The organism is Psychroserpens sp. XS_ASV72, from assembly GCF_041224425.1.
GTDB lineage: Bacteria > Bacteroidota > Bacteroidia > Flavobacteriales > Flavobacteriaceae > Psychroserpens.
Map to the genome: position 1 here is coordinate 200,786 of NZ_JBGFGL010000071.1, position 14,278 is coordinate 215,063.

The 14,278-nt window shown below is 34.7% G+C and carries 13 protein-coding genes; 3 read left to right on the plus strand and 10 right to left on the minus strand.

What is annotated here, in order from left to right:
- Position 1 precedes the first annotated feature (1 nt).
- The gene (locus tag AB9K26_RS04660; RefSeq protein WP_369971376.1) at positions 2 to 205 is read right to left on the minus strand and encodes a membrane or secreted protein; all 204 of its coding nucleotides are present in this window, start codon (positions 203 to 205) and stop codon (positions 2 to 4) included.
- Positions 206 to 395: 190 nt separating this feature from the next.
- Here AB9K26_RS04660 and aqpZ point away from each other — a divergent pair, with 190 nt between their 5' ends.
- On the plus strand, positions 396 to 1,082 hold the full coding sequence (gene aqpZ, locus AB9K26_RS04665; protein ID WP_369971377.1) for an aquaporin Z: 687 nt from the start codon (positions 396 to 398) through the stop codon (positions 1,080 to 1,082).
- Positions 1,083 to 1,146: 64 nt separating this feature from the next.
- On the opposite strand, the gene AB9K26_RS04670 is transcribed toward aqpZ, so the two are convergent.
- The 4 genes from AB9K26_RS04670 to AB9K26_RS04685 all read right to left on the minus strand — a co-directional run bounded on the left by AB9K26_RS04670 (position 1,147) and on the right by AB9K26_RS04685 (position 4,913).
- Positions 1,147 to 1,953 carry an anti-sigma factor domain-containing protein gene (locus AB9K26_RS04670; RefSeq protein WP_369971378.1) on the minus strand — a complete coding sequence of 269 codons (807 nt, stop codon included), beginning with the start codon at positions 1,951 to 1,953 and terminating at the stop codon, positions 1,147 to 1,149.
- 4 nt (positions 1,954 to 1,957) lie between these two features.
- A complete protein-coding gene (locus AB9K26_RS04675) occupies positions 1,958 to 2,497 on the minus strand; it encodes an RNA polymerase sigma factor (protein WP_369971379.1) in 540 nt (179 codons plus the stop codon).
- Positions 2,498 to 2,709: 212 nt separating this feature from the next.
- On the minus strand, positions 2,710 to 3,723 hold the full coding sequence (murB, locus tag AB9K26_RS04680) for a UDP-N-acetylmuramate dehydrogenase (protein ID WP_369971380.1): 1,014 nt from the start codon (positions 3,721 to 3,723) through the stop codon (positions 2,710 to 2,712).
- On the minus strand, positions 3,723 to 4,913 hold the full coding sequence (locus tag AB9K26_RS04685; RefSeq protein WP_369971381.1) for a pyridoxal phosphate-dependent aminotransferase: 1,191 nt from the start codon (positions 4,911 to 4,913) through the stop codon (positions 3,723 to 3,725). Before AB9K26_RS04685 ends, murB begins: the two co-directional genes overlap by 1 nt.
- A gap of 122 nt (positions 4,914 to 5,035) precedes the next feature.
- Here AB9K26_RS04685 and AB9K26_RS04690 point away from each other — a divergent pair, with 122 nt between their 5' ends.
- Entirely contained in the window at positions 5,036 to 6,361 is a 1,326-nt protein-coding gene (locus AB9K26_RS04690) for an aspartyl protease family protein (RefSeq protein WP_369971382.1), read from the plus strand.
- Positions 6,362 to 6,411: 50 nt separating this feature from the next.
- On the opposite strand, the gene AB9K26_RS04695 is transcribed toward AB9K26_RS04690, so the two are convergent.
- Positions 6,412 to 6,840 carry a DUF1573 domain-containing protein gene (locus AB9K26_RS04695; protein WP_369971383.1) on the minus strand — a complete coding sequence of 143 codons (429 nt, stop codon included), beginning with the start codon at positions 6,838 to 6,840 and terminating at the stop codon, positions 6,412 to 6,414.
- A 186-nt stretch (positions 6,841 to 7,026) separates the two neighbouring features.
- Here AB9K26_RS04695 and AB9K26_RS04700 point away from each other — a divergent pair, with 186 nt between their 5' ends.
- Entirely contained in the window at positions 7,027 to 9,657 is a 2,631-nt protein-coding gene (locus AB9K26_RS04700) for a valine--tRNA ligase (protein ID WP_369971384.1), read from the plus strand.
- 56 nt (positions 9,658 to 9,713) lie between these two features.
- Here AB9K26_RS04700 and rodA read toward each other — a convergent pair whose 3' ends face one another.
- Genes rodA through mreC form a run of 4 tightly spaced genes read right to left on the minus strand, consistent with a single transcriptional unit; the run spans position 9,714 to position 14,269 of the window.
- Complete coding sequence (rodA, locus tag AB9K26_RS04705) at positions 9,714 to 10,994, minus strand: rod shape-determining protein RodA (protein WP_369971385.1); 1,281 nt, start codon at positions 10,992 to 10,994, stop codon at positions 9,714 to 9,716.
- Between the two features lie 2 nt (positions 10,995 to 10,996).
- Complete coding sequence (gene mrdA / locus AB9K26_RS04710) at positions 10,997 to 12,946, minus strand: penicillin-binding protein 2 (RefSeq protein ID WP_369971386.1); 1,950 nt, start codon at positions 12,944 to 12,946, stop codon at positions 10,997 to 10,999.
- Positions 12,943 to 13,449 (minus strand): rod shape-determining protein MreD, encoded by a 507-nt coding sequence (locus AB9K26_RS04715; RefSeq protein WP_369971387.1) that lies wholly within the window; start codon positions 13,447 to 13,449, stop codon positions 12,943 to 12,945. The genes mrdA and AB9K26_RS04715 overlap by 4 nt, the downstream gene beginning before the upstream one ends.
- Positions 13,442 to 14,269 (minus strand): rod shape-determining protein MreC, encoded by an 828-nt coding sequence (gene mreC / locus AB9K26_RS04720; protein WP_369971388.1) that lies wholly within the window; start codon positions 14,267 to 14,269, stop codon positions 13,442 to 13,444. Before mreC ends, AB9K26_RS04715 begins: the two co-directional genes overlap by 8 nt.
- Between the last annotated feature and the right edge of the window lie 9 nt (positions 14,270 to 14,278).

Here is a 14,278-nt window from a genome sequence, read left to right on the forward strand (position 1 = left end):
ATTAAGAATGTTGAGGTTCATTGCAAGAGTCGAATTGATCTGGTGTTTTACCACAAAAACCACAAGCTTGGCCTTCTTTGTTTAGCATAGGGTTTTGGCTGGCACAAGTACCTGCGAATTCACCATCTTTTTTTGCCCAAATCTTAATGGCTATTCCAGCAATTCCAAGACCTAAAAGGATAAATGTGATTAAGATAAGCTTCATAAAATTCTCAATATAAAATTCTTTGCAAAGATACAATAATTATAATGGAGAGCGAAACGTATTTTAGATATTAAAAATGGAGTTTTTGTTGAAACGTACTGTAATTGAATAAGTTGTGACTTTTTAACATTTTTAGCGTCTTAAGAATAATTGTCTTAATTTTTTATTCACTAACAAATACATATCGCTTATGAAAACTTTATTTGCAGAATTTTTTGGAACATTTTGGTTGGTTTTTGGAGGTTGTGGTAGTGCTATTTTTGCTGCTGCATTTCCTGAATTAGGAATTGGTTTTGTTGGAGTAGCCTTAGCATTTGGTCTAACAGTATTGACCATGGCTTATGCTGTTGGTCACATCTCGGGAGCTCATTTTAATCCGGCAGTAACCTTAGGGTTATGGGCAGGTGGAAAATTCCCAGCAAAATCGCTATTGGGTTATATCGTTGCCCAGCTTTCCGGAGCTATAGCTGCTGCTGGTGTATTATATCTTATAATTTCTGGAAAATCAGATTTTGTTGATATTGGTAGCTTTGCAGCCAATGGTTATGGCGAATTATCACCAGGAGGTTATAGTATGGTTTCAGTTTTAGTGACTGAATTTGTATTGACGATGTTCTTTCTGTTGATTATTTTAGGAAGTACTTATGTGAAAGCTCCACAGGGTTTTGCTGGTATTGCTATCGGATTGGCATTGACATTGATACACTTAATAAGTATACCAATTTCGAATACTTCAGTTAATCCTGCGCGTTCCACAAGTCAGGCAATTTTTGCTGGAGCGGAGTTTAGCGCTCAATTATGGTTGTTTTGGTTAGCACCAATTGCAGGAGCAGTTGTGGCAGGAGTGCTACACAAGGCTTTATTTAGCAAAGGTTAGAAAAAAGAAAAGCCGCTTTAATTATATTTAAAGCGACTTTTCTCATTTAATAATAAATGCGCTATTAATTATTTCGTTTGTTATTCAAGTCGATTTGTGCAATGGCACTATCGGCTGAAGTAGTATTCAATCGTTCTTTAGGTCCAATGGTAATACTTAATGCTAAAGCATCCTTAACATAAGGTACTGATTGTAACTTTCTTTGCGAAGCATCTAAAATTCCAAGGTTTACCATTCTGTCTTGCATCTCAGCCCAAAGTTGATAAGTTTGATCTTCAGGTAATTGTGGTAATGACACAACATCAATCATTGAGGTTTCCTCAATAGGATTGATATAGGCTACTGTTTTTAAATCCTTTGCACGATCATTTCCTCTGAATACGTATTTTTCAGTTTCAGGATTGTTCAATTTCATGAACTGACGCATCAAGTTATCTAATTTTTGGTTGTTTTTATCAATGTCGTCACGCAAGTCGAATATTTCATCAACAACCACTTGGTTTTCTCTTTTAAGAGCTTTGTTTTGTTCATTTTTCATGTAAAAACCACCAGCAAATAAAAGTGTCGCTATACTAGCTGCAATACTAAACCATGAAAATTTTCTAGAAGATGTGTTTAGTTTAACTACTGGTGTTTGTGTTTTATCGTCAATATCTTCTAAAATATTATCAAGGATAGACACAGGAGCTTCAACAGCTTGAGCTTTAGCTATAATTTCTAAGTTTTCCTGAAGTTTAATATACTCTTGCTCAACTTCAGGATATTTAGCTATAAATTGTTCTACTTGCAGGCTTTCTGAAGCAGAAATTTCATCTAGAACGTACTTTTCAAGTAGTCCAGATGCAAAAAAATTATGTAGTTTTTTATCCATAATACTAATATGTTTCAGGATCGTAGATTTTTTTTAATTCTCGTAATCCTATTTTCAATCTGGATTTAATGGTACCTAAAGGAATGTCAAGTTCATCACTAGCTTCCTGCTGTGTCATGCCTTCAAAAAATAAGGCATTTAACACAATTTGGTACTTTTCATCCAATGCGCCAACATGGGTTTTTAAATCTAATACATCTTGATTTAAACTTGCTGTTGGTAGTATATATACGTTTGAATTGTCAATTTGGACTTCTTTCTCGAATCTATTATTGAAACTTCTTAATTTATCTATTGCAGTATTCTTTGCTATTCGATACAACCACGTGAAAAGTTTTGCCTTTTTTGAATCATACTTTTTTGCGTTTTTCCAGACTTTAACAAAAGTTTCTTGAAGTGCATCTTGAGCGATTTCTTCATTAATAGTGACTTTCAAAATGACACCATAGAGGCTATCTGCATAAAATTCATAGAGAAGATTAATAGCCCTTTTATCGCCTTTTTCAAGTAAGGTTATAATTTGTTGTTCAATTGCGTTGCTCAAAAAGTAAAATTGTTAAAATTGAATTTGTAATGATCCAAAAACTGCCTTTGTCCGTATATACTTAAAAGTAGGTAAAGTTAATAATACATTAACAACAAAATTAAAATTAAAATCTGTAGAAACTAAATTTTCTTTCTTGAGAAATTGATTAATAGCTTTTTCATAAGTTTTTACGGAAAGAATCGAAGCCTCATTATGTGAGGCTTTTTCTTTTAAATTATATTCACTTCTGCTTCAATTGAAATATTGAAAATACGCAAGATTGTGGTTTGAATCAGTTGAGATAAATCTAAAATATCTTTTCCTGTAGCACCTCCATAATTCACCAAGACCAATGCTTGTTTTTTATGAACTCCGTAATTTTTAAAGGTTTTGCCTTTAAAGCCAGCGGTCTCTATAAGCCAACCAGCAGGAACCTTGACTTCAGTTTCTGATACTTTATAATGTGGAACATCAGGAAAATTCGTTTGTAGCTTTTCAAAAGCTGCTTTTGTTAGTATTGGATTTTTAAAGAAACTTCCACTATTTCCAATTTTTTTTGGGTCTGGAAGTTTGCTTTGCCTAATGTTTATGACAGCTTTTGATATATCTTGAATGGTTGGATTTGAAACGTGTAATCTGTCTAACTCAGATTTAATAGCGCCATATTCTGTTTTTAATGGGTGATTTGTCTTGGTTAAACTAAAAGTGACATTTAGAATAATGTATTTTCCTTTGGCTTCTTGTTTGAAAATGGAATTTCGATAATCAAATCTACAATCTTCCTTGTCAAAAGATTCAATGTTTAAGGTTTCTAAATTCAAGGCTTCACAAGAATGGAAGCAATCTTTCAATTCAACACCATAGGCACCAATATTTTGAATCGGACTCGTACCAACATTACCTGGAATCAATGAGAGGTTTTCTAAACCTCCATAGTCGTTTTTTAAAGTCCATAGTACGAATTCATGCCAATTTTCACCAGCATTTGCTTGAACTAAAACACGGTCATCGAAACTTTCAATTATGTGTATCCCTTTTAGATTGACATGTATCACCAAAGCATCGATATCCTTTGTAAGAAGCATATTGCTTCCGCCGCCTAGAATAAATTTGTTAGGATAATCGCTTGATGAATAAATATGTTTTAAATCCTCAACTGAAGAAATGGAAACAAATTGTTTGGCTTTCACATCAATACCAAAGGTATTGTAGGGTTGTAACGATATATTATTTTGGATTTGCACTAGTCCTTATAAACTTTTAAAGCTTCTTTTAAGATGGCAATCGATTTTTTAAGGCTATCTATATTTAAGACATACGCAATTCGAATTTGGTTAAGTCCAACTCCAGGTGTACTATAAAATCCAGCAGCTGGAGCAACCATCACAGTTTCACCATTAAGATCAAATGACTCTAATAGCCATTTAGCAAAATCGTCAGAATTTTTCACTGGTAGCTCTGCTATGCAGTAAAACGCACCTTTTGGTTCTGCAACTTTAACACCTTCAATATTTTTGAGTCCTTCAATCAACACATTTCTACGCTCTACATATTCATCAATCACTTCATCAAAATAACTTTGAGGTGTTTCCAAGGCGGCTTCACTAGCAATTTGAGCTAATGTTGGCGGACTTAAACGTGCTTGGGCAAATTTAAGGGCTGTTTTAATCACCTCCTTATTTCTTGAGACTAAACAACCTATTCTTGCACCACACATGCTATATCTCTTGGATACCGAATCAACTACGATGGCATAGTCTTCAAGGCCTTTTTCCTGAAGAATGGAATAATGCTCAATGCCATCATAGGCAAACTCGCGATAAACTTCATCAGCAATTAAGAATAAATCGTGTTTTTTAACAATGGAAGCTAGTTTTTCAATTTCCTCTTTAGAGTATAAATAACCCGTTGGATTACCTGGGTTACAAATTAATATACCCTTGGTCTTAGGTGTAATCAATTTTTCAAACTCTTCAATTGGAGGAAGTGCAAAATTGTTTTCAATTTTAGAAATTACAGGAACTACGGTTACTCCAGAAGCTGTAGAAAATCCGTTGTAGTTGGCATAAAATGGCTCAGGTATGATGACTTCGTCACCTACATCTGTGATGCTTCCAAAGGCAAAAAGTAAAGCCTCACTACCTCCTGTTGTTACAATAATGTCATTAGGATCTACTTCAATGTCATTCTGTTTGTAGTAGTTAGCCAGTTTTGCTCTAAACCCTTCTGAACCTTCCGAACGTGTGTAAGCAAGAATATCTAAAGAATGAATTTTTACTGCATCTAAAGCTATTTGTGGTGTTTTGATGTCTGGCTGACCAATATTTAAGTGATATACTGTTTTTCCTTCTTTGTATGCCTGTTCAGCATAGGGTACTAATTTTCGTATTGGTGATTCTGGCATGAGTAGCCCTTTATTCGAAATTTTTGGCATAACAAATTGATTTGAACGTCAAATTTCTGAAAATTATCTTAAAGTTTATTTAAAAATCACAGTTAAAAAACCGATTTACTGTTAAGATTTGTAATTTCCATTAATCTTCACCATTGTGGTTAATGTTAAAGAAACTTACATGTCTTATATTCTTTGTTTTTGTGATGGGTTACTCTTTTTCACAAAACAATTTCAGTTTACCAAATCAGGATAAAGACAAAATCAAGTTTGAGCTTATTGGTAATCTTATCGTTTTACCTGTTGAATTAAATGGTGTAGAACTCTCCTTTGTGTTGGATTCAGGAGTGAGCAAACCCATTCTGTTTAACCTAGCCAATCTGGATTCTCTTCAGATCAATAAAGTAGAAACAATAAAACTCAGGGGCTTGGGTGGAGGAGAGCCTGTTGAAGCTATAAAATCAAGAAACAATTTTTTAAAAGTAGGTAATGCCCTTAATATCAATCAAGATATTTATGTGGTTTTTGATAGTGCACTGAATTTTACGCCTCGTTTAGGAACTCCAATTCATGGCATTATTGGCTTTGATTTGTTGAAAGATTTTGTGGTTGAAATCAATTATGCAGCAAAATTTATCGTATTACATAGACCTTCAAGTTACTCTTACAAGAAATGTAGAAAATGTGAAACTTTTAATTTGAGTTTTTATAATAACAAGCCTTACATGGTTGGTGAAGTTATGATTGATACATCTTATGTGCCAATAAAACTTCTCATCGATACTGGTAGTAGTGATGCGCTTTGGATTTTTGAAAATAAGAATAAAGGACTTATGCCAGATGATAACAAGTATTTTGAGGACTTTCTTGGAAAAGGCTTAAGCGGCAATATATATGGTAAGCGATCTAAAGTTAGAAAGTTTAAGCTCAAAAGCTATGAATTAGATCATGTTAATACGGCTTTTCCAGATTCATCAGGAATTAGTTTTGCCATGAAAAATACGGATCGTGATGGGAGTCTTTCAGGAGAAATGTTGAAACGTTTCAATGTTATTATGGATTATAGGAATTGTAAGATCACCTTAAAAAAGAATAGGCATTTTAAGGATACGTTTTCCTATAATAAAGGTGGTATTGTTTTAGAACAAAATGGTGTGATTGTGGTTAAAGAGGCCAAGAAAAAATCGGAACAGACGCTTGGGATGGATAACGATTTTAATACCAGTATAGATTTGATATCACAGTATAAGCTTGATGTAAAGCCTGCCTATACCATTGTTCAAATAAGGGAAGGTTCTCCAGCAGAAAGAGTAGGTTTGAAAATAGGTGACATCGTTTTAAGTGTCAACGGTAAGGAAACTCATACCATGAAGTTACAGAATGTAATTTCATTTTTTAAGTCTAAAACAGGTAAATTGGTCAATTTAAGGATTGATCGAGATGGCAAAATAATGCTTTTTGAATTTAAGCTTGAAGATGTATTTAAATAAAAAAGCTCTCAATATTGAGAGCTTTTGTATTTTCTAGTACTTATGAAAGCCTATTGCTCCATAACACTTTTAGATTTCTTTTCTAACGGACTTTCCTTTGATGGGTCAACAACTTTACCCTTAATCATAAGTGCTACCGTTTCATTGCCTTGAGCATTTGAAGTAACCGTAATTGTTTTTCTGAAAGGATTAACACGTTTAGTGTCATATTTCACAACAATTTCACCTGTTTCACCTGGTAATATAGGCTTTTCAGGTTTTTTTGGAACCGTGCATCCGCAAGTTGACTTCACTTTTGAAATTACCAAAGGGGCATCACCAGTGTTTGTAAATTCAAAAACACGCTCACCATCTGCACCTTTTTCAATTGTGCCGTAATCAATAACGTCGGTTTTAAATTCTATTTTAGCTACTTTTTCTTGAGCAGTCAAACCTAAGCTGAGTAGGCCAACAAATAGAATTGCTACTAAATTTTTCATCATTTAAATTTTAAATTGATACTATCAAAACTAGTCACTTTTTACCATTCTGCAAAATTAATTAGTTGTATTACATTAATATTAACACGCAGGTTAAATAATTCGAATGATTAACACCAGTTTAATTTCGCAAAAAAAGAATAATAAGTACTTTTGTCTTTCATTAAGCAAAAACAATACCAAAATATGAGTATACCAACGAAATATTCGCCTTCTGAAGTAGAAGATAAGTGGTATCAATATTGGATGGATCAAAACTATTTCCATTCTACACCAGATGAGAGAGAGCCTTATGCCATAGTTATTCCGCCTCCAAATGTGACGGGTGTTTTACATATGGGACATATGCTAAACAATACCATTCAAGATGTACTCATAAGACGTGCGCGATTGCAAGGTAAAAATGCATGTTGGGTTCCTGGTACAGATCATGCTTCCATTGCTACTGAAGCCAAAGTTGTTGCTAAACTCAAGGCTCAAGGAATCGATAAGAATGATCTTTCTAGAGAAGAGTTCTTAAAGCATGCTTGGGATTGGACTCACGAATATGGCGGTGTGATCTTAGAACAGCTTAAAAAGTTAGGATGCTCATGCGATTGGAACAGAACGAAGTTTACGATGGATGATGACATGAGTGAGGCTGTTATCAAAGTATTTGTGGATTTATATAACAAAGGCCTGATTTATCGTGGTTACCGCATGGTGAACTGGGATCCAGAAGCCAAAACAACCCTTTCTGATGAAGAGGTTGAATATCAGGAAAAGCAGGGCAAACTTTATTATATAAATTATAAAATTGAAGGAGAAAATTCTGCTTTAACAATTGCTACAACAAGACCCGAAACGCTTTTAGGTGACACGGCAATATGCATTAATCCGAATGATGAGCGTCATGCTAACCTTAAAGGAAAAAAGGCAATTGTCCCAATTTGTAACAGGGTTATTCCTATTATTGAAGATGACTATGTTGATTTAGAATTTGGTACAGGATGTCTTAAGGTCACACCTGCTCATGATGAAAATGATAAGGTTTTAGGTGATAAGCATAACTTGGAAGTGGTCGATATCTTTAACGACGATGCCACACTTAACCATCATGGTCTACACTATGAAGGTCAAGATCGATTTGAGGTTCGTAAGGCCATAGTAAAAGAATTAGATTCTTTAGGAGCCTTAGTTAAAGTTGAAGATCATACCAATCGTGTTGGGATTTCAGAACGTACAAAAGCCATCATTGAACCACGTTTGTCTGATCAGTGGTTTTTGAAAATGGAAGATTTGGCAAAACCAGCTATTAAAGCAGTTTTAGAAGATGAAGATGTCAAGTTGTTTCCAAAGCGTTTCAATAATACCTATCGTCATTGGATGGAAAATATTCGCGACTGGAACATCTCTAGACAATTACTTTGGGGACAACAAATCCCTGCGTTCTATTATGATGAAGGAAAAGAAGATTTTGTTGTTGCTGAAACCGCAGATAAAGCGCTTGAGCTTGCCAAAGACAAATCAGGGAATCCAAATTTGGTAGTAAATGATTTGCGTCAAGATGCTGATGTTTTAGACACATGGTTCTCGTCTTGGTTGTGGCCAATATCTGTTTTCGATGGTATAAGAAACCCAGAGAATAAGGAGATTCAGTATTATTATCCAACCAACGATTTGGTAACTGGGCCAGACATACTTTTTTTCTGGGTTGCTAGAATGATCATTGCTGGATACGAATATAAAGATGAGAAGCCATTTGAGAATGTCTATCTCACAGGTTTGGTTCGTGATAAACAACGTCGTAAAATGTCTAAATCTTTAGGGAATTCACCAGATGCCTTAAAATTGATTAGCGATTATGGAGCTGATGGTGTTCGTGTTGGATTGTTGTTGAGTTCTGCCGCTGGAAATGATTTGATGTTCGACGAAGCCTTGTGTAATCAAGGCCGAGGTTTTGCCAATAAAATTTGGAGTGCTTTCAATTTAACGACACTTTGGGAAGTTGAAGATATTGAACAACCAGAATCTAGTAAGATTGCTTTAGAATGGTACGCTTCTAAGTTTCAAGCTGCTTTGTTAGAAATTGAAGACCATTACAGTAAGTATCGTTTAAGTGATGTTTTGATGACGATTTACAAATTGATTTACGATGATTTTTGCGGATGGCTCTTGGAAATGGTAAAACCTGCTTATCAAAAACCTATAGACAAAATCACATACGATAAGGTTATTGCATTATTTGAAGACAATCTGAAAATAGTCCATCCTTTCATGCCTTTTATCACTGAGGAAATTTGGCAACATTTAAAAACAAGAACTGCTAAGGAAGCTTTGATTGTTGCTAATTATCCTAAGATTGAAACGTTTGATTCAGAATTAATTTCTGATTTTGAAACTGTAAAGGAAGTGGTTTCTGGTATTAGAACCATTAGAAAAGACAAGAACATTCCATTTAAGGATGCAATAGCTTTAAAGGTTTTAAATAATGAAAACCTTGATAAAAAATATAATTCGGTGATTTCCAAAATGGGAAATTTGTCTGATGTTTCAACTGTAGCTGAAAGTGTTGAAGGTGCTTTGAGTTTCAGGGTTATGTCCAATGAGTATTTTATTCCTATGGAAGGTAACATTGATGTTGATGCCGAGATCAAGAAATTGACAGAGGAATTGAATTATACGCAAGGCTTTCTAAAATCAGTTCAAGGAAAATTGGGCAATGAACGCTTTGTCAACAATGCGCCAGAACCAGTTGTTGCTGCTGAACGTAAAAAAGAAGCCGATGCCTTAGCTAAGATTGAGACTTTAAAATCAAGTTTGGCAAGCCTTCAGTAGAATTTAATTTACTTAATTCATATATTAAAAGAAGCTCAGAAGGGCTTCTTTTTTATTTACCACTCATTAATCTTATTGCTGTCCAGTTTCACAAAAATGAACAATAAAATGGTAAAACCCCAAAGTCCGGAACCACCATAACTAAAAAAGGGCAAAGGGATACCAACTGTAGGAATCAAACCCATAACCATTCCAGTGTTGATAGTAAAATGGATAAATAGAATCGAGGCCACACCATAACCATACACGCGGCTAAACTGTGACTTTTGGGATTCTGCTAGGTAGAGAACCCGAATAATTAAGGCAACAAAGAGTATGACGACAAATGCACTGCCAAGAAATCCCCATTCTTCACCAACTGTACTAAAAATATAATCTGTTTCTTGTTCTGGAACAAACTTTCCAGTGGTTCTAGTCCCTTCCATAAAGCCTTTTCCTGAAAAACCACCAGAACTAATAGCTTTTTCAGACTGGATGAGGTTATAGGCTTCTTCCTTTTTCATCTTTTCAAGTTTGATAGGATCTTTTTCCAATCGTAACCATAAACTGATTCTATTTTGCTGATGCGTTTTTAAACCATGTTCATAAAATAATTTGACACCATAGGAAAATATGATACAAACCAGAAAAACAATAAAGGACTGAATTAAGGAGGCACGCTTTTTCCGCCTGAAGAAATAAATTATAGAAATTATTGCAGCACATGTAATGATAGTAATTAAAACCCCAAACTTTAGGCTTAATACGGCAAGTACAATGGTAGATAATAAAATGGCTAAATAGATTTGTTGAAGACCTTCCCGATAAAAAACAAAGAAGAATGCTGCATACACAAGTGTGCTTCCAGCATCATTTTGGAGTAAGATCAATATAGCAGGTAAAACGATAATTAAAACAGCTCTCAACTGATCCTTGAGCGTATTCATATCAGTTTGGAGATCACTCATGTATTTTGCAACGGCCAATGCTGTAGCAAATTTAGCAAACTCACTAGGTTGTATGGTCATACTTCCAACACCATACCATGAACGTGCTCCGTTTACATCTTTACCAAAAATGAATAAACCAACTAATGATAACATCGCTAGGATATAGATTATACTGGCAAAACGTTCATAAAATTTAGCTTCCAGAGAAAGAATCAAAACTATCAAAACCACACATAATCCCATGAAAACCAAATGCTTTCCATAAAGTTGACTCATATCAAAATAGTTTTGAATATCACCTTCATGTGAAGCCGACATGATATTTAACCATCCAAAACTAACAAGAAGTAAGTATAAAATAATCGTTACCCAATCAAACTTAAAGCTTGTTCTACTGTCTCTACTCATAACTATTGGTTGGATGCGTTTGGGTGGATTGAAATAGAATTGTCTAAATCATTGTCAGATCGGTTCACTTTATCAATCACTTGAAGTGTGGTTTCTCCATTAATCTTAAAAGGTTCTCCACTGTATGGCTTTGCATATTCATTTTCTAGACTATGGGTCAATATCCAATCTTCCATATCAGTTCTGGTTATGTGGCCTTTAATGTATTTTTCTATCATTAAACTCGCCATACGACCTGCAAAACGACTTCCCCAATAACCGTTTTCAACAAAAACAGCTATGGCAATTTTTGGATCATCCTTAGGTGCAAAGGCTACAAAAATAGAATGGTCTGTGAGCTGTGTTTTCTTTCCATCTATTTTTATAAAGTTTTCAGCAGTTCCGGTTTTTCCGCAAATATCTATTCCTGGAATCCTTAAGGTCGATGCCGTTCCTTTATTATATACATCAAACATGCCTTCAATAACGGGTTCGAAATATGGTTTATCGATGGTGGTATATTTAGGTTCAGTGTATTTACTTGGAATCGTATCGTCCTCTATAGATTTAATAATATGAGGTGTATAATAGTAGCCACGATTACCAATAGCTGCTGCCATATTAGCTAATTGAATTGGAGTAGCTTCAACTTCACCTTGCCCAATAGCATTGGAAACGATGTAGGTAGATCCCCAACGATTATCACCATAAGCTCGATCGTAATAGTCGCCATCAGGTATACGTCCAGGTCGACCAACAGAAAGATCATTGTTTAAGAAACCACCTAAACCAAAACTTTTGGCGTGATTTGCCCAAATATTCATTCCTTCTCCTGGATCGTCATATTTATCGATGATTTTTCTATACATAGTCACAAAATAGGCATTACAGGATTGCGCAATACCATTATTCATGTCTACCGGACTTTTATGATGGTGGCAACCGGTTAATCGCCTACTGCCATAATAATAACCCATTCTACAGCTCACTTTATCATTTGGTTCAGCAACACCTTCCTGTAATGCAATTAAAGCATTTATAACCTTAAATGGTGATCCAGGTGGATATTGGGCAAGTAAACCTCTATCGAATAAAGGTTTGGCAATCGTATCGTAGTGTAGTTTGTTGTAATTTTCAGATCGCTTTCTGCCAACCAATAAATTTGGATTATAACTTGGACCTGTAACTAAGGTTAAGATTTCTCCAGTGCTAGGTTCAATAGCGACAATACCACCACGCTTATTGGTCATTAATAACTCGCCATACTTTTGTAGCTCTGAGTCGATAGTTATGGTTATGTCTTTGCCAGGTTGCGGTAAGGTGTCGAATTTACCGTCTTTATACGGACCAATATTTTTGTTGAACCTGTCTTTCTGAAAAAATTTGATACCCTTCACACCTCTCAAAACATCTTCATAGGATAATTCAATGCCTTGCTTTCCGATGAGGTCTCCCATTTTATAATAAGGATCATTTTCTATGTTTTTTCGATTGACCTCTCCAATACTGCCTAATACATTCGCACCAATTGAAGTTTGGTAATCTCTTAGAGAACGTTTTTGGATATAAAACCCTTCAAACTTTCTCATTTTTTCTTGAAGAACTGCATAATCTTGCTTGGAAAGTTGTGGTACAAATACAGAAGGTAACCTTGGGGAATAATTATAAGCTCGGTTGTATTTTTTCTCAAAATCAGATTTGGTTATTTTCAGCAATTGACAAAACTCCAAAGTATCTAAAGCCTCCACTTCACGAGGAATCACCATAACATCATAAGACGGTTGATTAGCCACTAGGAGCTTTCCGTTGCGGTCGTATACATAACCGCGTTTTGGGTAATTATAAACCGTTCTAATAGCAATATCGTCGAATAAGCTATAGGCTTCCTTTTTATACACTTGTAAATAAAACAAGCGTGCAATAAAAAGAAGTCCAACTAAAATAACAGTTATAAAAAGTAAAAGTTTTCTCATGATTTTCTATTGCTGAAAAGCACTGAAAATAATATACAAAGTATCAGTGTAAAAACACTTGAAAATAACGTCTTTTTTAAGACTAAAAGTATGCTTGAAATGTTAAAAATTTCCAGTAGAAAAAGAATCAGATGGTGACTCAGTATCAATATTAAAAAATAGATGATACGATTACCGAATTCTGTGTTTTTGAATTTAATACTTTGGTGTTCATACAACATTCCAAAAGCAAATTTTAGAACAGGAGGTCTCATAAAAGCAATCGTCACACAGGCAGCTGCATGAACACCTCCAGAATTGGAAAAAATATCAACAAATAAACCCAACATGAAACTTAGAAAAATAAAAAGGCTTCGGTTGGAGTTAACCGGAAACAATAAAACAAACAATACATAAGGATAAGGATTGATCCAACCCAAAAAGTTGATATTGTTAAAGATTAAAGCTTGGGCCAAAATCAGCACAAAAAAACGAATGATGCTATTGGTTGTCAAACTATTCATCTGTAGGGTTTTCCAATTGTTGTATTTCGTTAGCGTCTGTATTTTCAACAATGTAAACGTGGGACAAATTAGTCATATCGTTGAATAGCTTCACTTCAACCGTATAGGTATCACCACTTATATCCAAAACAAAAGATTCAATGGTTCCAATAGGAATGCCTTGAGGGAAAATTGAGGATTGGCCACCAGTGACTATCGTGTCGCCTTCTTTTACAGGAGCAAATTTTGAGATATCAATAAGCTGAACCATATCTGATGATGCACCATTCCATATTAGAGAACCAATATGGTTTGAGGCGTTTAATTGAGCGTTGATTCTACTTTTCGTATTTAAAATTGAAAGCACACGAGCATATCCATTAGACGTGTTATCGATAATTCCAACAATTCCCTTAGAAGTTATAACAGCCAAGTCCTCCTTTACACCATGTTTTTCGCCTTTGTTAAGTGTGATATAGTTTTTTGATAAATCATAATTGTTATTGATGACCTTTGCCGTTTGAATTTTGAACCGACCACCATAGAAAGAAGAGTCGATATTTGCAACATTGCTTAAAGAGGAATCGGCTTGATTTAAAAGTAAAGATCGAAGCTTATTGTTTTCCTCAACTAAAATTTGGTTTTGGGTTTTTAGATCAAAGTAATCGGAAACATTACTGGCACTTTCATAAATTCCACCGGTTAAGAAATTAGCTGAATTGATAAACTTGCTCTTATGGTAGGAATGGGATTGAATGGTTAAAGCCAAAGAAATACCAAACAACAGCAGAAACAAAAGGAAGGTTTTGTTTCTAATAATAAAATTAATTATTTGTTGCATGCGAAGACG

Excerpts from the sequence above, each read along its gene's own strand:
- AB9K26_RS04685 (WP_369971381.1), bottom strand. The coding sequence starts at position 4,913 with ATGCCAAAAATTTCGAATAAAGGGCTACTCATGCCAGAATCACCAATA.
- AB9K26_RS04695 (WP_369971383.1), bottom strand. The coding sequence starts at position 6,840 with ATGAAAAATTTAGTAGCAATTCTATTTGTTGGCCTACTCAGCTTAGGT.
- AB9K26_RS04715 (WP_369971387.1), bottom strand. The coding sequence starts at position 13,449 with ATGAATAGTTTGACAACCAATAGCATCATTCGTTTTTTTGTGCTGATT.
- AB9K26_RS04670 (WP_369971378.1), bottom strand. The coding sequence starts at position 1,953 with ATGGATAAAAAACTACATAATTTTTTTGCATCTGGACTACTTGAAAAG.
- aqpZ (WP_369971377.1), top strand. The coding sequence starts at position 396 with ATGAAAACTTTATTTGCAGAATTTTTTGGAACATTTTGGTTGGTTTTT.
- AB9K26_RS04700 (WP_369971384.1), top strand. The coding sequence starts at position 7,027 with ATGAGTATACCAACGAAATATTCGCCTTCTGAAGTAGAAGATAAGTGG.
- AB9K26_RS04690 (WP_369971382.1), top strand. The coding sequence starts at position 5,036 with ATGTTAAAGAAACTTACATGTCTTATATTCTTTGTTTTTGTGATGGGT.
- mrdA (WP_369971386.1), bottom strand. The coding sequence starts at position 12,946 with ATGAGAAAACTTTTACTTTTTATAACTGTTATTTTAGTTGGACTTCTT.
- AB9K26_RS04660 (WP_369971376.1), bottom strand. The coding sequence starts at position 205 with ATGAAGCTTATCTTAATCACATTTATCCTTTTAGGTCTTGGAATTGCT.
- mreC (WP_369971388.1), bottom strand. The coding sequence starts at position 14,269 with ATGCAACAAATAATTAATTTTATTATTAGAAACAAAACCTTCCTTTTG.
- rodA (WP_369971385.1), bottom strand. The coding sequence starts at position 10,994 with ATGAGTAGAGACAGTAGAACAAGCTTTAAGTTTGATTGGGTAACGATT.